This is a genomic window from Ensifer adhaerens (assembly GCF_001270265.1).
GTDB lineage: Bacteria > Pseudomonadota > Alphaproteobacteria > Rhizobiales > Rhizobiaceae > Ensifer > Ensifer adhaerens_B.
The window spans coordinates 24,393-41,413 of the sequence record NZ_LGAP01000020.1 but is presented as its reverse complement, the minus strand read 5'-3'; the positions used below and the strand labels follow the sequence as shown (position 1 = coordinate 41,413).

Below are 17,021 nucleotides of genomic sequence, written 5' to 3'. Positions count from 1 at the left end.
CCATGCTGAACGCCAACGAAGTTGCCGCTGCCGCAAGGACACTCGACGAGGCGGAAGCGAGCCGCCTCCAGACCGGCCTCTTCTCCCTGAAGCATCCAGGCATGACCATGGACGACGCCTATGCGGTGCAAGCGGCCTGGGTGAAGCAGAAGATCGCCCGTGGCCGCAGGGTCATCGGCTGGAAGATCGGGCTCACGTCAAAGGCAATGCAATATGCGCTGAACATCGATATTCCCGATTCCGGCGTGCTGTTCGACGACATGATGTTCGAGGACGGCGCGACGATCCCTGGGGATCGTTTCATTCAGCCGCGCATCGAGGCCGAGATCGCCTTCGTCATGAAGGCGCCGCTCGCCGGCCCCAATGTCAGCGTCTTCGATGTCCTCAACGCCACGGACTACGTCACCCCGGCGCTTGAGATCCTCGACACCCGCATATTGCGTGTCGATCCGGAAACGAAGTGGGCCCGAACCATCGTCGATACCATCTCCGACAACGCCGCCAATGCCGGCATCGTCATTGGCGGCCGTGCCATGCGGCCGCAGGATGTCGACATGCGCTGGATGGGCGCCATCGTCTCACGCAATGCCGAGGTTGAGGAGACCGGGCTTGGCGCAGGCGTCCTCAACCATCCGGCACGCGGCATCGCCTGGCTTGCCAACCGGCTTGCCAGCTACGGCGACCGTATCGATGCCGGGCAGATCGTACTTGCCGGCTCGTTCATCCGCCCCGTCGAGGCCCGCCATGGCGACACCATCGTCGCCGATTTCGGACCTCAGGGAACCGTCAGCTGCTTCTTCGAATAGGGTGCGCCCATGCCTGCTCCACGCAATATGTTCAAGCTTGCGCTTGCCGAAGGACGGCCGCAGATCGGTCTTTGGCTGGCACTCGCCAATCCCTACACGGCCGAAATCTGCGGTGGCGCCGGCTTCGACTGGCTGCTGATCGACGGCGAACATGCCCCGAATGACGTGCCGCTGATGATGGCACAGTTGCAGGCGCTCTCCGGTTCGAACAGCCATGCGATCATCCGGCCGCCGATGGGCGAGGCCTGGCTGATCAAGCAGCTCCTCGATATCGGCGCGCAAACGCTGCTGGTGCCGATGGTCGAGACCGGTGAACAGGCCCGCGCTTTGGTCCGGGCCGTGCGTTATCCGCCCCACGGCATGCGCGGCGTCGGTGCAGCACTGGCGCGTGCGTCCGCCTTCAACCGCATTGCGGATTATCTCCCGACCGCCAACGCCGAGATCTGCCTGCTGCTGCAGGTGGAAAGCCGTGCGGGACTGGCGGCGCTTGACGACATTGCTTCGACCGAAGGCGTCGATGGCGTCTTTATCGGCCCGGCGGACCTGGCCGCCGACATGGGCTTTCTCGGCCGGCCGGGCGCGCCGGACGTGCAGCAGGCGGTCGAGGCCGCGCTCGCGCGCATCCAGTCGCACGGCAAGGCTGCCGGTATCCTGACCTCAGACACCGCGCTCGCCAAACGCTACCTCGAACTCGGCGCGCTCTTCGTTGCAGTCGGCAACGATGTCAGTCTGCTCGTAGGAGCGACCAGCCGCCTGCGTGCGAGCTTTTCCGAGCACGTAGCAGTGCCGACTGCGGGAGCGAGTGCATCCGAAGTCGGCTATTGAGAGGCAACGACGCCCATTACAGCGCCGCGCGCCAAATACGGCGCGCTAAGGACGCTGTAACACTATAAATTTGCTGCATAATTCCTTAAATCAATTCCGATTTAAGGAATTATGCAGCAATCAATGCGCCTTCGATCGCAGATGGTCGAGCGTCCGCGCCACGCCCGCTTCAAGATCGATGTGCGGCGCAAGGCCGTAGGATGTCTGAAGCGCCGTGTCGCCGCAGCGGAAGAACACGCCCTCGGGTTTGTCCGACCGGCCGCTTATTTTCGGTTCCCAACCGATGCCTCGGCTAACCAGCCGGGCGAGTTCGATGAAAGAAGTGGCGATGCCGGTGGAGATGTTGAGACATGCACCGTTCTGCAGCCGGGAAAAGGTCTTCCAGACGAAGTCGACGCAGTCCGAGATATGGATGAAGTCACGGCTTTGCCGGCCGGAGCCCCAGACGAAAACCTCTTCCGCTCCGCGCTCTTCGATGAGACGTCTGCAGATCGCCGGAAACGGGTAGCTCAAGTCCTGATCCTCGCCGTACCCGCTGAACGGGCGATAGGCGACCGCCCGTCCACCATAGTTTTCGACATAAAGCTTCATCAGATATTCGCCGCTGAGCTTCGCCCAGCCATAGCTCAGATCTGGAACGCCGATCGTATGTTCGAAATCGATCATGTCCTCGCTGAGTTTGCGATACCCTTCCGGGCGCTGCAGACTCACGGGATAAGCGGCGCTGGAGCTGAAATATATGACAACTCCCGGGCGCGTGCGCGCAGCCCAGCGCCACATATCGGTATCCACCGCGAGATCCTCGGCGACGAGAAGCGTCTGGGTTTCCAGCATGACGCGGCCGCCGACCATTGCCGCCAGGTGAAACACCATGTCGAAACGATCATCAGTGCGATCGAAATACCGGCGGCAGTCCTCCTCGATGAGGGAGAAGCCGCCCTTTGGCGGGTTCGGCCAATCGGCGGGGCGCATTGCCCCGGTTCCGCGCGCAAGAGAATCGACGCAGACGACATCGACGCCCTCCGATATCAATCGGCCACAGAGATGGCGTCCTACAAATCCGGCTCCGCCGGTCACCAATGCGCGCGCCATCCCGCTCCCTTTCAGATCCGACCGGCCATTTCGAACTCTTGTCGGGCGGGCCGCCCTATTGCCTCTTTCAGCTTGTCATGCGTCACGAATTTGAGCTTGCCGGAGTAGATGTCGATTATCCGCTGGCGCCATTCGTCCCTCGAGGGCGCGACCCTCTTGCCATAGGCGAAAGCCCCCCTGCTCAGGTGCCGCACCAGACTGTCGCTCTCCATCAGCGCCATTGTCTCGGCGAGAGACCGCGCATTGCCGCTCTCGAACACCAGCCCGGCCTGGTGCTCCTCGATCTCCGTGGCAATTAGCGCATTGCTGCTGGCGATCACCGGTATCCCGGACATCAGCGCCTCGGCAGCCACCAGACCATAGGGTTCGGGCATCCTTGACGGCATGAAGAAATAGCGCGCCCTCGATGCGACGGCGGAAACCTCATCGTCATCAAGCCAGCCTGGAACATGGCAGTGCGGAAGAGCCCGCTGTATCTCCTGGAGCAAAGGCCCTCGGCCGATCAAGGTCGCCGCCTTGCCCGTAGCGTTGAGCGCCTCGGCGAGGGTCCGAACACCCTTTTCCACCGACATGCGACCAAGAAACATGGCGCGTTCGTTTTTCCAGGCCTCGACCGGGGATTGCGTGAGCGGCGTCGACGGGGTGCGCAATGTCAGGAAGTTTCGAAGGGGCCCCTCGCTTAGGTATGGCTCCATGCCCTCATGGGCCAGAATGACGCCGACGCGCGCCCAGAAGGCCGCGCCCGCAGTACTCTGGGTCATCGACCGGGCAAAGCGCCACAGCTTGTGAAGGTAGTTGCGCTTGTCGCAGGCGCTGGCAAGGCAACCGGCAGACAGCGGTTTTTCAGCGCAGATATCGCCCCTGCCATAGTGAACATAGGCGCCGTTCGGACAGGTCAGGAAAAAATCATGCGCGGTGACGATGACCTGGGCTTCACTGCGTGCCAGCGCGTGAAAGATCGAGGGCGACAGGATCTGCGACCAGCCGTGAACATGAACGACCGTGTCGTTCCCGCTCTTGAGCAAGCGGCGCAAGGCACGATAGGCCCGACCGTTGAAATTCCTGTCGAACAGGTTTGTGAAATGGACGCCGTCGCGCAAAGGGCGCTCGCCAAGCGCTTCCACCTGCACGCCCGGGAATCGGGAGCGAATGCCTGCGCCGTCGTCACCGACCAGAACGGCACAGTCGAGCCCCGCCGCAACACCAGCCTCAACGCATTGGAGCGCAACCTTGGTCGCACCGCCCAGGGCCTCCGACACGTCGTTGACAACGATAAGCCGCATGATACTCGCCTCTCGGAGACTTTAACTGCGCGACCTGGGTTTCCGCCATTTGGCCACCTGTCATCGCCGGTTTGCAAGATATCAATTTGTGGTAGACGCTGGGCGCCAACGAGTGGGTCGAGACTGCGGGAAACATCAAACGACGGCAACCGGCGTCGACGGCACGTCCCCGTTCCCCGATACAACTGCTCATGCAGCTGAGGAAGGGACTCCGACGCTTGTTGCAGTCATGGCGATTGTCCTGCCGTGCGCAGATTTCCGGCCGCGCTCCGGCTTGCTGCTCTTACTTCGCGAGAACGTAAACGCCATAGAGCAGGATGAGCGCTGCGGCGCCGACGGCGGCAATCAAACCCACGCGCTTCTCGATGAAATGGCGGACGGATTCGCCGTGCCGGCGAAGCACCGCGGCCAGGATGAAGAATCGCGCGCCACGTGTGATCACCGCCGATGCGATGAACATGCCAAGGCTGACATTGGCGGCCCCAGACAGGATGGTGACGACCTTCATCGGCGGAACATGCGCCAGCCCTGACGTCACCAGCAAGAGCACGAGCGCCTCCATATCGACCGACGAGCGCATCGCTTCGAACGCATCGATCTTGCCGTAGAACTGCAGGATCGGACGGGCGATCGCATCGAAGACATAACGTCCGAGGAACCAGCCCGCGATGCCGCCAAGCACCGAGAAAAGGGTGGCCAGGAAAGCATAGCGATAGGCTCTATGCGGCTTTGCCAACGCCATCGGCAGAAACAGGACGTCGGCAGGAACGACGAAGACGGAGCTTTCGACGAAGGCGACAAGGGCCAGCCACCAGGTCGCCGACTTCCGGCCAGCGAGGTCCATCGTCCAATTGTACAAACTGCGAAGCATGGAAAATCCGGGCGTTCATCGGGGCGTCCCGCGTGGGACCTTGGCGGGAAGCGTGCCAATCCCCGGGGCCGAGGACAGAGGCTGAGCACGCATCGATGTGATGCTTCGACTACCAAACGGGCGGATTTTTGTCTGCCGGGAAATAGCACCGGAGCAACTTCAGGTGCGGGTCCATTGGCCCGACCGCTGACAAGCCTTTCCGTTACTGGTGCCCATGCCCGGGGCCAATCGGCGGCGTCGGCATTATCGCCTTCAATTTCCATCATGAAACTTTTATTGTTTCATGATATTGCCAACCTCATTCATGCAACATATGAAGATACGATACGCACACAAAGAGGCTCGATATGACCTACGACGCAATCATCCTTGGCGGCAGCTACGCCGGGCTTTCCGCCGGTCTTCAACTCGCCCGCGCGCGCCGCAAGGTGCTGGTTGTCGACACCGGCTTGCGCAGAAACCGTTTCACCCGGACATCGCACGGCTTCCTGACCCAGGATGGCAGCACTCCGGCGCAGATCGCCGCCGACGCCCGCTCACAATTGATGGAATACCAGACGGTCGAATGGCTGCAGACGGAGGCCACAAATGCCGAACTCGTGCAGGATGGCTTCAAGGTCGCCCTGCGGCATGGCTCCGAAGCCATTGGGAAACGGCTTGTCCTCGCCACCGGCGTCACCGATGTCCTGCCGGAGCTTGCGGGCCTTGCCGAACGCTGGGGCAGCAGCGTCTTCCACTGCCCCTATTGCCATGGCTACGAACTCGACGAGGGCAGGATCGGCGTGCTTGCGACATCGCCCCTTTCGATGCATCAGGCGCTGATGCTGCCGGACTGGGGTCCGACCACCTTCTTTCTCAACGGTGCATTCGAACCCGATGCAGACCAACTGCAGCAGCTTGCACGGCGCAATGTCGCGGTGGAGCGAGGGTTGATCGACAGGCTCGACGGCGAGCGCGTCGACGTTGTCCTGCGGGATGAGCGGATACTGCCGATGGACGGCATATTCACCACCACCAGGACGGTGGTCTCGGCGCCATTTGCCGAACAGCTCGGCTGCGGATTCGACGACGGCCCGCTCGGACGCTACATCCGAACCGACGCCATGAAGGCAACGACGGTTCCCGGCGTCTTCGCCTGCGGAGATGCGGCAAGGCCGACGGGGTCGGTCGCATTGGCGGTCGGAGACGGCGCCATGGCCGGGGCCGCCACCCACCCGTCGCTGATGTTTGACTGACGGGCCGGGCGCAGGCCCCGACATCACGCACTGGACAATCGAACCGCGGGCTCCCCTGGCCCGCACTTTCCATGATATCAGATGCAAAACAGGGAAGGTTGCAATTGCGACAGGACGGACGACTCTCACGACTGCTGCATGTGTTGCTGCACATGGAGAAGCACGCCGACCCGATGACATCCGAGACGATCGCCAGGATGCTCGGCACGAACTCCGCGGTCGTGCGCCGGACGATGGCCGGACTTCGCGACGCCGGTTACGTGTCGTCCGAGAAGGGCCATGGCGGCGGTTGGACGTTGTCGCGCCCACTTTCCGATATCACCCTCCTTGACGTCTATCGAACCATCGGCAGTCCCGGCTTCTTCGCCATGGGTGTCGCAACCGACGAGCCGCAATGCCTGGTCGAACAGGCCGTCAATTCGGCGCTGGAGCGAACGCTCAATGAGGCCGAGACCCTGCTGCTTGCACGCCTCGGTGAGATTGCCATTTCTGATATCGCCGCCGAATTCGAGAGGCGCTATGGCGCTGTCATGAGCGGCAAGTTGCCGTCATGTGCAAACCACCCGGTTAAATCGGACTGAGAGCGACACCGCCACGCCGGTTGTCCTGGTAAGATGAGCGTGCGCTAGGTTCGCTGCGCGTCGCAGCCGGTCGCGCCGGATGCGATATAGGGAATCCGCCTTGCCAGACCTTCAGCAAGGGGTCGATCGTAAAGATTGTATTCAATCTTTTCCGGTAAGTTTCCGTTAGCAATTTCACATCAACGGGGTCCCGGCGGCACTGTTCCTCGCCGTCGACAATGTTTTGCGTACGGGTGCTCATGCGTTTATCAGCTGTGCCAGCAATGTTCCTTGCCTGCCTGGCTTTGGCAGGCTGCACGTCCAGTTCGACGCTGGACACCATCGTGCCGCAGCAGCCGTCGCGCGAAACGACGAGCTCTGTCGTGCCCTCATCTCCCGTGCCTTCGGCCAATGTCGGCGTCGCGGCGGCGCAAACAGCCCCGCCGCAGGAGATGCTCGCCTGGGCCGGACCAGTGCCGGAACCCGAAGCCTTCCGGCCGGAGGCAAGGACGGCCGACACGCCCTTGCCGCTGGAGCGGCCCGTCGCCGTGATCCCGCCGGCAACACCGGCGGTCCTGACCACGCCGGGAACGCGCACGCAGATCTACGGGCGCCGCTTCCGCGACGCCAAGCCGATCAATTTCGGGCGCGCATCGCCGCGCAAACTTGCCGTCCATGGCGTCGACGTGTCGCGCTGGCAGGGCGATATCGACTGGGCCAAGCTGCGCACGCAGGGTGCCAACTTCGCCTATATCAAGGCGACTGACGGCGGCGATCACCTCGATCCGATGTTTAAGAAGAACTGGCGCAAGGCAAAGGAAGCCGGGCTGAAGCGCGGTGCCTATCACTTCTTCTACTGGTGCCGGACTGCCGGCGAGCAGGCCGACTGGTTCATCCGAAATGTTCCGAGAGAAGCCGGCGCGCTGCCGCCGGTGATCGACGTCGAATATAATGGCGAGTCGAGCTGCAAGAGGCGCCTGTCGCGCGCCCGCGTGCTGGAAAAGATGCAGGTCTTCATGGACAAACTCGAGGCGCATTACGGCCAGCGCCCGATCATCTACACCGCCCCGGATTTCTATCGCGATAACCTGACGGGCGAATTGCTCGACTATCCGTTCTGGCTGCGCTCGGTGGCAGCCCATCCCTCCAAGAGATATCCGGGCCGGAAATGGGTCTTCTGGCAGTATTCGGGCTCCGGCCTCTCGCATGGCGTCGAAGGCAAGATCGACCTCAATGTCTTCCACGGCAACGAGAACGAATGGCAGAACTGGCTTGCCAGACGCGCGAGCTAGACCCCAGACGCGCGAGCTAGACCATTGTGACGGATCGGGCGCGCCTGGAGTGCGCCCGGGTCGACTGATGTCTGTTTCACGATTGCGTTAGCCGCGAGCCGAAGCCTGCGAGATGGCGCACCTATGCGCTTCACCCGTCCCGCCATGTGCGGGGTGGCTCGACGCCGACCGGGCCCAACTCCAAATTCTCAGTGATCGCTCCCTGCCTTGCATAAAGGCCGCGCCAAAAGAAAAAAGCCTGCCGCGGGAGGAGGTGCGGCAGGCTTTCTAAATAGACTGAATGGCAACCGGGAGGAGGAGTGTCGCCATTCCGGCAAGCGCTCGTTGGGAGGAGGAGAAAGCGCCTGCACTATCGAAGTTCTGCGGGAGGAGATGCATCGCTTCGATGAGTTGACTATACAAGAAACCGCCCGATTTCGTAGATCGAAGTTCGCAGACCAGCCATGCGCTCAGCGCCGGTCGGACGGGCTCATCGGGCCTTGAAGCGTTCGAAAGCCGTCAGCCGCACCATGGGCGGATCGGCCTCGCTCCAGCGGTAGATTTCGGTTCTGAGGTAGCGAAGCTCCTCGTCCAGCCCGTCTTCAGCGATCTCGATCCACCAGGATTTGGGGCGCCCGTCGCTGCCGTCGGACCAGCGGTAGCCGCGGCCCTTCAGGTGATCCTTCATCTCGAAGGGGCTGTTTTCCGCGTAAAGGCGGACGCGTGACCGCTGGCTTGCCGCATAGAGTTCGGCAAAGGGTGTCTGATGCGGCTGATCGGCGGGGCCGGCGATCACCTCAAGCAGAGCAAAGCAATCGTCGACGGCGCGATGGCCGTCATGGAAATATCCCGCCTGACCGATGAGGTAGCCGAGCTTCGTGCCCTCGAAACCACGGTCGCTCCAGCCGATCTCCGAGACCGAGCAGGCCCAGGCCTTCTTCTCGAAAATCGGCGAGAAGACCTCGCAAAACGGCCGGTCGAACCCGGCATTGTGGGCGATGATCAGATCGGCGCGTTCGATGATTGTCTGAAGCCGGACGAGGTCGATCGTCTCGCCGGCGACCATTTCGTCGGTAATGCCGGTGATGCGCGTGATTTCGGCAGGAATGGGTCCGCTCGGCTGCCGCAGACCGCCATACACGTCGATCACGTCGCCGATGGCCCCATGCGCGTCGAAGGTGAACGCGATGACGCCGATCTCGATGATCTCGTCCTTGCGATGGTTGAGGCCCGTGGTCTCGGTGTCGAGGATGACGCCGACGAGCGGAAACTCCGCTCGCGGCTCGGCCACGACGGGACGCGCCTCGAGCTTTTGCAGAACGCGGTAGCGACCCGTCGCCTCCAGATGATCGACCATGGCCCCGGCGCTCATGCCGACAGCCGCGCGTTGGGACGTGCGCTTGGAGCGTGTACCCTTCTCGTCCGGATCGGACGAAACAAACATGTCGTATTGCAATGCCATCAGCCCTTCTCCCGGAACTTTTGGTGAAAGGGAAGACCGAGCGCCCATCGCGCCATCACTTTCCCGCTCTGTCAACAGACCTCTGGCGAGAGGGCCGGATTTAACCCGGGAAAACCTGTCATCGGGCGATCACGCCGCAAGCGACGATCGACGTGGGACGGGCGCCATCTGCGGCGCCCGGGATGGTCTCAGTTAGCCTAGCGCCGCAACAGCCTCGATCTCAAACAGCATGCCATCGAGCGCCAGCCGTGGCACCGGGATCAGCGTGCATGTGGGCTTCGCACCTTGACCCAGCGCCGCCTCCAACTCTGCGCCGAAGACATGCAACCGTTCTTCGGAGTGATCGACGATCAACACCGTCAGCTTGACAACGTCGCTCGCATCAGCGCCGGCCGCGGCAAGTGCAGTACGCAGATTGCCGAGCGCCTGCCTGACTTGCAGCCGGAAATCCGGATCGAGGGTCCCGTGCTCGTTCTCGCCTCCCTGGCCGGCGATAAACACCAGCCGCACACCGGCCTCAACCAGGCCGACATGGGAATAGCCATTGGCCGATGCGTCATAGAGCCCGGCAGGATTAAAGAGGCGAACAGGCGACTTCGAGGATGTAGACGACATTGTTTTGCTTTCCGTTTGTTACGTGAAGAAGCCGTGGAAAGCGCCATTTGCAGGATCGTTAACGTAGAAGGTCGACGTGCTGCATGGCGCTTTCCGGCTCCATATCTCTTTGACGATACGGCAACGCATCCCGTGACGCGGTCAGCGGATTTATTTTGAGCGCCAGCGTTGGCGGTTTGGCGCGCAAGCGGGGTCGCTTGCCGGAAACGCCAAGCCGGCGGCCTTGATTGCCGTAGCGGCAATGGCGTAGCTAGAGGCCGTCGGTTCGACATATCGGTCCAACCGTCTCCGCATCACGGCAAAAGGTGCCCCATGAACGAAGAACCGAAAATCGTCCTGTCCCCGCTCTCGCAGGAATTCTCCCGCGACGGCATCACTGTCACCGTCGAAATCTCCCGGATCGAGGACGGTAGCGAATGGGCGCTCGAAGTCATCGATACCCAGGGCATGTCGACGCGCTGGGAGGACCTGTTCCCGACGGATGCCGCCGCGCTCGCCGAATTTCTCAGCGCCGTCGAGCAAGACGGCATGTCCGTGTTCGTGATGCCCTCGGCGCTGCACTGACAGGTCTCAGTATAATTCCAGGATTTCAGGAAGGCCGCCTCATCCGCGAGTGCTATGTTCATTCGGCTCATCCCGCCTTGCAGCTCTCTCACGCCAGCCGCTCGCTCAAGGCAGACGTGCGAAGGCGGGTCGTGTTCAACAGGCCGGCCGCCTGGATCAGCGGGTAAGCGGCAGCCGCTATGTGCGAATTGATCCGGTGCAGGTCGCCAATGACATCGATGAACAGGGCATTGCTTCGCAGATTGACGCCCTTTTCCATGCCTTCTCGGCCGAGGTGCTCGTTGATCGCGCGCTCCTCGAGGACGCGGAAGCGATCTTTCTGGGATGCCAGACGGGCGGCCGCGCCGATGTCGCGTGACGAAAGCGCCGCCGGCACCAGCCGCAGCGAGGTCGCGATCTCCTCGCAAAGGACGTCAAGGGCCTGGCGCTGGCTCGGCGCGAGCTGGATGTCCTGCTTGATCTTTGCCCGGATGCGGTCGGCCAGATTGAGCTTGATCACATCGCCTGCATGCTCGAGATTGCTGGCGAAAAGCATGATCTCGAAGGCGCGGCGGCTATCGCCGCCCGACAGCTCGCCCTGAGCCAGCCGGCCGAGATAGGCATGGACCGAGCCCATGTAGGTACCGAGCTTGAGATCAATGGCGTTGACCTCCTTCAATGCCTCCAGTCGGTTGGAGGACAGCGCCGTCAGCGACGTCAGGAACATGCGCTCCAAGAGCTCACTCATCCGTACGGTTTCCATCGTCGCATTGGAAAGCGCGATGGCCGGCGTCGCCAACGAAACGCTGTCGAGATAGCGTGGGGACGCTAAGGGATCATCGGCGGCTTGGGCATTCGGGATCAGCCGATCGACGAGGCGCACGACGACTGGGGAGATCGGCAGGAACACGGCTGCCACCGCCAGGTTGAATGCGGCGTGCAGCCCGACTGCAACATGCAGGGGATCCATCGGCAGGCGCGCGGCGAGATCGATGATATGCCGCGCCAGCGGCAGCAGCGCGATTGCAAGAAGCCCGCGGCAGAGCAGATTGGCGGCCGGAAGCTTGCGGGCGACGGACGGCTGGTCGAGGGTCGCGCTGACGGCCGGCAAGCCGCCACCGAAATTGACGCCGAGGATCAAGGGCACGGCGCCGGCCACCTCCAGACTGCCGTTGGTCAGCAGCGAAGCGATCAACAGAATGACCGCGAGCGTTGAATGACAGAACCAGGCGAGGACCGCGCCGACGAGCAAACCGAGAACCGGTTCGTTGGCGATCGCCCCGAGAACATCGTGAAACAGCGTGGCCTCGCGCAGGGGAGCGGTGGCCGAAACGATGACCTTCAACGCCAGGAGCATGAGGCCGAGCCCCATCATGATGCGGCCGGCGTTTCGCGGGCGAAACTCGCTCGACGCACCGAAGGTGAGATAGCCCGCAAACAGAAAAAGCGGCGCCATGGTCGTTGCGCCAGCGACGAACCCGATGCAAAGAGGCCGGAGACGAGCGCCGAGCCGATATCGGCGCCGAGCAGCACCGCAAGGCCCGTCGCCGCCCCGATGGCGCCGGCACCGGCCAGGCCCGCGATGATGAAGGCCAGGGCCGTGGCGCTGCCGAGAACGGCGGTGGCGGCGATGCCGCCACCGAATGCGGTCAGCCGGTTGGACAGGCGCTGCTCGACGAACCGCTGCAGCCGATCGCCCCATCCGCGCATGACGCCGGTTCGAACCATCCGCACGCCCCAGAGCAGGAGCGCCACGCCGCCGAGCAGTTCCACAATGACAAACGTTCCAGAATTCATGTTCAGCGTGGCCCTTCCGCTCGTAGCGTTCAATCGGCGACGGAAATATCGGGAGCGACAGATCCGATGTTGTAGCCTTCGAGCTGCGCTGCAGATCGGTCCGCGACGGGAAAGTTCAGGATGGTTGCCGTGCCGGGCGTGACGGGAACGACGCGGGAGGGCGGCAGGTCCAGAAACTCGTGGCAGGCTGCCCGAATGACCCCACCATGGGCGACCACCAAGAGGTCGCCTTCCGTCCGCGACATCCAGTCGCGAACCCCGTCGGCGACACGGTGGCGAAAGGCCATCCAGGTTTCGGCATTGGCGGGCGTGAAGGTGCCGGCGCGCCAGGCGGTGTAGTCTTCCGGGCGCTCGGCGATCAGCTCCGGTTTGCGCCGCCCCGTCCACTCGCCCATGTCGAGCTCGCGAAACCGCTCGTCGGACGGCGCATCCGGATGTCCGATAAGCGCAACGGTCTGGCGCGTCCGGCCGAGGTCCGATGCGATGATGCGGGCAGGTCGCAGCGCCTTGGCATAGGGGCGGAAACGCCGGACCTGGGCCACGCCGCGTTCGGACAGCAGCGAGTTGTCCTGGCCCTGGAGGCGTTGCTCGGCGTTCCACTCGGTTTCGCCATGGCGCATGAGGATCAGCCTCATTGAGTTATCCTTTCTCCGCTGACGGCAAAGACTGCGTCAGGGGTCCGTATGAATGACAGTGTGACGGGGTCGCCAGGCATCGCACTGAAGTAGCCTTCCGCCATGCCGGTGATGCGAAGCTCGCCGAGCATGGCCGTGACCATCGTGCGTCCGGCAATCGGTGCGGCTTCGGCAAAACGCGCGGTGACCGATGGTTTGTCCGCCACCGCACCGACACAAACGTCTTCGGCGCGATAGAGAAGCTGCACCTCCGCATGGCCCGGAGCGATCGAGCCCGAGACCAGTGGCGTATCGCCGAAAGCGAACATTTCCCCTACCCGCTGCGCCGGCAGCAGGTTCGCCGGCGGTGTCCCGAGAAAAGTGGCGACGAAGGTCGTTGCCGGATTGCGCAGCAGATCGATCGGCTTGCCGAACTGCTCGACACGACCATTGTTGAGCACGGCAACATGCGTCGCCATCGTCATGGCTTCCACCTGATCGTGGGTTACATAGACTGACGTGGCGCCCGTGGCCCTGTGGATGCGCATCAATTCGCTGCGCATCTCGATGCGCAGCTTGGCATCGAGGTTCGACAGCGGTTCGTCGAACAGAAGAATGCTCGGCTCCGGAGCGATCGTGCGGGCGATCGCCACACGCTGCTGCTGGCCGCCGGAAATTTCCGCCGGATAACGTTCGGCGAGCGCACCGATCCCGAGCAGGGCCAGAACCTCCTTGACGCGGCGATCGCGTCTTTCACGAGGCCATCTCGCAACCTTGAGCGGCCAGGCGATGTTGCCGGCGACCGTCATATGCGGCCAAAGGGCGTAGCTCTGGAAGACGAGGCCGGCGTTGCGGCGGCCGGCATCGGCGATGACGCCGCCGGCACCACTCGACACCGTCTGGCCGACAAAGGCGATCTCGCCTTCGCTCGGGCCTTCCAGCCCCGCCAGCATGCGCAGCAATGTCGACTTGCCGCAGCCAGACGGGCCGACGAGCACCAGGAACGATCCTGCCGGAACCGAAATGTTGACATCCTTGACCGCCGTGAAGGCGCCAAATCGTTTGACGAGGTTGCGGATCTCGATGGCGTCCGCAGCACCGGTTGCAAGTGCGTTCATGACTCTTTCCATTTCTGGACGCGGTTCTGGAGGCTATGGGCCAGAAACGAGGCCGCAAGGCAGACGATAAGGATGACGAGGGTGATGGCGTTGGCAAACTGCATGAAGCCCTCGGCGGCATAACGATAGGCGACCATGCTGAGAACCGGCGAGGTCGCCGTGAACAAGAGCACGACCAGCGAGAGATCGCGCACCATCTTGACGAAGACGAGCATTGCTCCGGCGAACAGTCCACGGATCGCCAGCGGGAAGATGATCGCAAACAACCGGCGAAGCGGGCCCGCCCCGGTCAGCCGCGCGCTTTCCTCGATGTCCGCGGAGATCTGGCCGAGAACCGATCGGCCGGACTGCACGGCAAAGGGGAGATTGTGCGCGGACGCCGCGATCACCAGCAGCGCAAAGGTGCCGTAAAGCGAAGGCAGCGGACCGATCGGCGCACCGAAGAGAGCGATATAGGCAGCTGCAAAGGCGATGCTCGGCACCAGAAGCGGGACGAAGGCAAGCTGGCTGAGGATCGTGGCAAGCAGGCTGCCCCTTCGCTGGACGATCGTATAGGCGAGCGCCAGCCCGAGCAGCATCGTCGTCAGCGCGACGACAAGCCCGAGGCGGATGGTGTTCCAGATGGCATCGATAAGAACAGGATTGCGGAAGATTCCCGCCTGCCCCTGTGCAATTTCGCCACCGCCTTCACCGATCCAGAAATGCAACGTCCAGTTCGAGAACAGGGCACCGCTTTGAGGCGCAAGGCTGGACGCCGCGAGCACCAGAACCGGCGTCACGGTGGCTAGAAGGCCGATGGCAACGGCGATCGCAAAGAGCGGCCAGCGCCAGACGCCAAGGGGAAAACGTTTCGTGCGACCGCCCTTACCTGTGACCGTAATGAAGGCCTTGCGGCCCGAGACGATGCGATCCGACATCCACAGGAACAAGGCCGAGACGGTGATCAGCAGCAGCGCAAGCACGAAGCCGCGCTCGTTCTGGCCGGTCTCGATCATGCCGAAGAGGCGGGTCGAAAGCGTCTGCATGCGCACCGGCAGTCCAAGGAGCGCAGGTGCTGCAAAGTTGGCAACGGCACCGGCGAAGGTGAGCGAGGCTGCTGCGATCAGGGCCGGCGTGACGACAGGCAGGATGATGCCGAAGAAGATGCGAGGACGCCTGGCGCCGGCCATCTGACCCGCTTCAACGAGGTCGGCCCCAACCGAACTCAAGGCAGCGGCGATGATCGTATAGGCCAGCGAATAATAGTGGGCGATGAGCACGATCGCGGTCGGCACCAGCCCCCAGGCGAGCCAATCGGGAATGGCCAGGCCATTGGTCTCGAAGAAGCCGGCGGAACCGCCGAGCCGGGAGTTTCGAAACAGCGTTCCCCAGGCGAGCGCCGCCGCGAAGCTCGGGATCATATAGGGCAAGGTCGCCATCAGCCCAAGCAGGCGGCGCCCGGGCACGTCAGTGAGCACCACCAGCCAGGCCAGGAACCCGCCAAGGATGAGACAGCCGCTGGCAACGCCGAAGCCGAGAACCATGGTGTTGAAGAGCGGCCGCCACCAAAGATTGAAGGACAGCGGGCTGACGAGGACCGCCTGCCAGGCCTCGATCCCGGCTGGGGTGAGCGTCGATAGAAGAATGCGGACAAGAGGCGCCACCACCAGAACGGCGACTATGGCAACGAGGATTGCCGGCATGATGAAGCCTGATCGGAGCAGCCGGCTACCGCCCGATGGCGCGAAGGTCGATGTGGATGTCATTTGCGAACCTCGGCGCTTGCCAGCGCATGCATAGCAGCGCCGGCAAGCAGCCCGTTATTGGAGCGTGATGATGAGATCGGAGACGCGCCCACGGGCAGCAGCGGTCTTGGCCGGATCGATGGTCCAGGCCTTCAGCTCATCAAGTTTCACCGAGTCCGGATGGTGGGCGATGGTCGTGCGCGTGGCATAGTCGCCAGGAACGTTGAAGGGTTCGAAACCGGCGCCTCCCGTCGGCGTGTCGTCGCCGAACATGAAGTCGATCAGCAATCTGGCGGCGGCCGGATGCGGCGCCTTGTCGGCAATCGTCAGCACCGCGGGAAACAGAATGCCGTTGGCCGGCTCGACATTGTTGGCGACCTGCAGCGCCCAGCCCTCCTTCCCGTTGTCACGGCGGTCCGAATAGGTGCCGAAGCCGACGGGCGGGTTCTTGGCATTGGCGTCGCCGACGGACTTGTTGAGCACGTCGCTGTTGGGAACGAGGATCAGGTCGTTGGCAAAGAGGTCCTTGATGAACTGCTCGCCGGCCCCCTGAAGTTCGGCATCGACAACGATGTCCTTGCCGAACTGCGCCTTGTAGGCGGCGGCCATCTCATCCGGATGCAGGGCGATCTCGGTCAGGAGGTCGAGCAGTTCGCCGCGCTGGCTCGGATCGACCATCAGCACCTTGCCCTGCCACTCCGGCTGGGTCAGCTGCCACAGGTTGGTGACGGGTGAACCGCCGGGAAAGGCCTTCTCGTTGTACATCAGGACCTTGGTCGAGAGACGCTGGGTGAGCAGCGGTCCCTTGTAGCGATCGTCGATCTGCGCCGCGACGCGCGGCGGCACATAATTGACGATGCGCTTGGCTTCGAGAAGTTTCCTGAAGACCACGGGCGTGTCGGCAATGTAGAGCACGTCGACGGCATGTACGCCCGCCTGCTGCTCGGCTTCCAGACGGGCGATCTGTTTTGTCGAGCTCATGTCGAGACCGATCAGGTCGACGCCCGGATAGGCTTCCTCGAAAGCTTTCTCGATCTTGGCGATCCGGCTCGACAACGAAAAGACGGTAACGCTGCCTTCCTTCTGCGCGAGCGGCAGCAGCTGTTCGGGCGTCATGCTATCCAGATCTGCCGCCATTGCTGCCGTAGGCAACACGACGCAGGCCGCGAGTGCGGACTTCATTAGTCGCTTCAACATGGTTTCCT

At 62.8% G+C, this 17,021-nt stretch carries 17 protein-coding genes; 6 read left to right on the top strand and 11 right to left on the bottom strand.

The features are described from left to right. Nucleotides 1–2 precede the first annotated feature (2 nt). Nucleotides 3–806, top strand: coding sequence for a 2-oxo-hept-4-ene-1,7-dioate hydratase (gene hpaH, locus AC244_RS23600; protein WP_053251262.1), 804 nt, complete (start codon nucleotides 3–5; stop codon nucleotides 804–806). A 9-nt stretch (nucleotides 807–815) separates the two neighbouring features. After that, nucleotides 816–1,631, top strand: coding sequence for a 4-hydroxy-2-oxoheptanedioate aldolase (hpaI, locus tag AC244_RS23595; protein ID WP_053251261.1), 816 nt, complete (start codon nucleotides 816–818; stop codon nucleotides 1,629–1,631). A 120-nt stretch (nucleotides 1,632–1,751) separates the two neighbouring features. On the opposite strand, the gene AC244_RS23590 is transcribed toward hpaI, so the two are convergent. The 3 genes from AC244_RS23590 to AC244_RS23580 form a co-directional block, all read right to left on the bottom strand. Next, nucleotides 1,752–2,723, bottom strand: coding sequence for an NAD-dependent epimerase/dehydratase family protein (locus AC244_RS23590; RefSeq protein ID WP_053251260.1), 972 nt, complete (start codon nucleotides 2,721–2,723; stop codon nucleotides 1,752–1,754). An 11-nt stretch (nucleotides 2,724–2,734) separates the two neighbouring features. Continuing rightward, nucleotides 2,735–4,006, bottom strand: coding sequence for a glycosyltransferase (locus tag AC244_RS23585; protein WP_063934139.1), 1,272 nt, complete (start codon nucleotides 4,004–4,006; stop codon nucleotides 2,735–2,737). 283 nt (nucleotides 4,007–4,289) lie between these two features. Beyond that, nucleotides 4,290–4,877, bottom strand: coding sequence for a YqaA family protein (locus tag AC244_RS23580; protein ID WP_053251259.1), 588 nt, complete (start codon nucleotides 4,875–4,877; stop codon nucleotides 4,290–4,292). 347 nt (nucleotides 4,878–5,224) lie between these two features. On the opposite strand from AC244_RS23580, the gene AC244_RS23575 reads away from it, so the two are divergent. The 3 genes from AC244_RS23575 to AC244_RS23565 all read left to right on the top strand — a co-directional run bounded on the left by AC244_RS23575 (nucleotide 5,225) and on the right by AC244_RS23565 (nucleotide 7,964). Next, complete coding sequence (locus tag AC244_RS23575; protein WP_053251258.1) at nucleotides 5,225–6,112, top strand: NAD(P)/FAD-dependent oxidoreductase; 888 nt, start codon at nucleotides 5,225–5,227, stop codon at nucleotides 6,110–6,112. Nucleotides 6,113–6,216: 104 nt separating this feature from the next. Further along, entirely contained in the window at nucleotides 6,217–6,693 is a 477-nt protein-coding gene (locus AC244_RS23570) for an Rrf2 family transcriptional regulator (protein ID WP_053251257.1), read from the top strand. Nucleotides 6,694–6,932: 239 nt separating this feature from the next. After that, the gene (locus tag AC244_RS23565) at nucleotides 6,933–7,964 is read left to right on the top strand and encodes a GH25 family lysozyme (RefSeq protein ID WP_053251256.1); all 1,032 of its coding nucleotides are present in this window, start codon (nucleotides 6,933–6,935) and stop codon (nucleotides 7,962–7,964) included. A 469-nt stretch (nucleotides 7,965–8,433) separates the two neighbouring features. Here the strand turns inward: AC244_RS23565 and AC244_RS23560 are convergent, their stop codons facing one another. Together AC244_RS23560 and AC244_RS23555 are read right to left on the bottom strand one after the other, a co-directional pair. Beyond that, nucleotides 8,434–9,405: a 3'-5' exonuclease gene (locus AC244_RS23560; protein WP_053251255.1), complete on the bottom strand. Its 972-nt coding sequence runs from the start codon at nucleotides 9,403–9,405 to the stop codon at nucleotides 8,434–8,436. A 192-nt stretch (nucleotides 9,406–9,597) separates the two neighbouring features. Beyond that, nucleotides 9,598–10,020: a RidA family protein gene (locus tag AC244_RS23555; RefSeq protein WP_053251254.1), complete on the bottom strand. Its 423-nt coding sequence runs from the start codon at nucleotides 10,018–10,020 to the stop codon at nucleotides 9,598–9,600. Nucleotides 10,021–10,332: 312 nt separating this feature from the next. Here AC244_RS23555 and AC244_RS23550 point away from each other — a divergent pair, with 312 nt between their 5' ends. After that, nucleotides 10,333–10,584, top strand: coding sequence for a hypothetical protein (locus AC244_RS23550; RefSeq protein ID WP_053251253.1), 252 nt, complete (start codon nucleotides 10,333–10,335; stop codon nucleotides 10,582–10,584). Between the two features lie 88 nt (nucleotides 10,585–10,672). On the opposite strand, the gene AC244_RS23545 is transcribed toward AC244_RS23550, so the two are convergent. The 6 genes from AC244_RS23545 to AC244_RS23520 are packed head-to-tail and all read right to left on the bottom strand — an operon-like array spanning nucleotide 10,673 to nucleotide 17,010. Then, nucleotides 10,673–12,019 carry a Na/Pi cotransporter family protein gene (locus AC244_RS23545; RefSeq protein ID WP_082367076.1) on the bottom strand — a complete coding sequence of 449 codons (1,347 nt, stop codon included), beginning with the start codon at nucleotides 12,017–12,019 and terminating at the stop codon, nucleotides 10,673–10,675. Beyond that, nucleotides 11,935–12,360 (bottom strand): hypothetical protein, encoded by a 426-nt coding sequence (locus AC244_RS23540; protein ID WP_053251251.1) that lies wholly within the window; start codon nucleotides 12,358–12,360, stop codon nucleotides 11,935–11,937. The genes AC244_RS23545 and AC244_RS23540 overlap by 85 nt, the downstream gene beginning before the upstream one ends. 29 nt (nucleotides 12,361–12,389) lie before the next feature. Next, on the bottom strand, nucleotides 12,390–12,995 hold the full coding sequence (locus tag AC244_RS23535; protein ID WP_053251250.1) for a histidine phosphatase family protein: 606 nt from the start codon (nucleotides 12,993–12,995) through the stop codon (nucleotides 12,390–12,392). After that, the gene (locus AC244_RS23530) at nucleotides 12,992–14,092 is read right to left on the bottom strand and encodes an ABC transporter ATP-binding protein (RefSeq protein WP_053251249.1); all 1,101 of its coding nucleotides are present in this window, start codon (nucleotides 14,090–14,092) and stop codon (nucleotides 12,992–12,994) included. Before AC244_RS23530 ends, AC244_RS23535 begins: the two co-directional genes overlap by 4 nt. Further along, the gene (locus AC244_RS23525) at nucleotides 14,089–15,837 is read right to left on the bottom strand and encodes an ABC transporter permease (protein ID WP_053251248.1); all 1,749 of its coding nucleotides are present in this window, start codon (nucleotides 15,835–15,837) and stop codon (nucleotides 14,089–14,091) included. Before AC244_RS23525 ends, AC244_RS23530 begins: the two co-directional genes overlap by 4 nt. A gap of 54 nt (nucleotides 15,838–15,891) precedes the next feature. Continuing rightward, complete coding sequence (locus AC244_RS23520) at nucleotides 15,892–17,010, bottom strand: ABC transporter substrate-binding protein (RefSeq protein ID WP_053251332.1); 1,119 nt, start codon at nucleotides 17,008–17,010, stop codon at nucleotides 15,892–15,894. Between the last annotated feature and the right edge of the window lie 11 nt (nucleotides 17,011–17,021).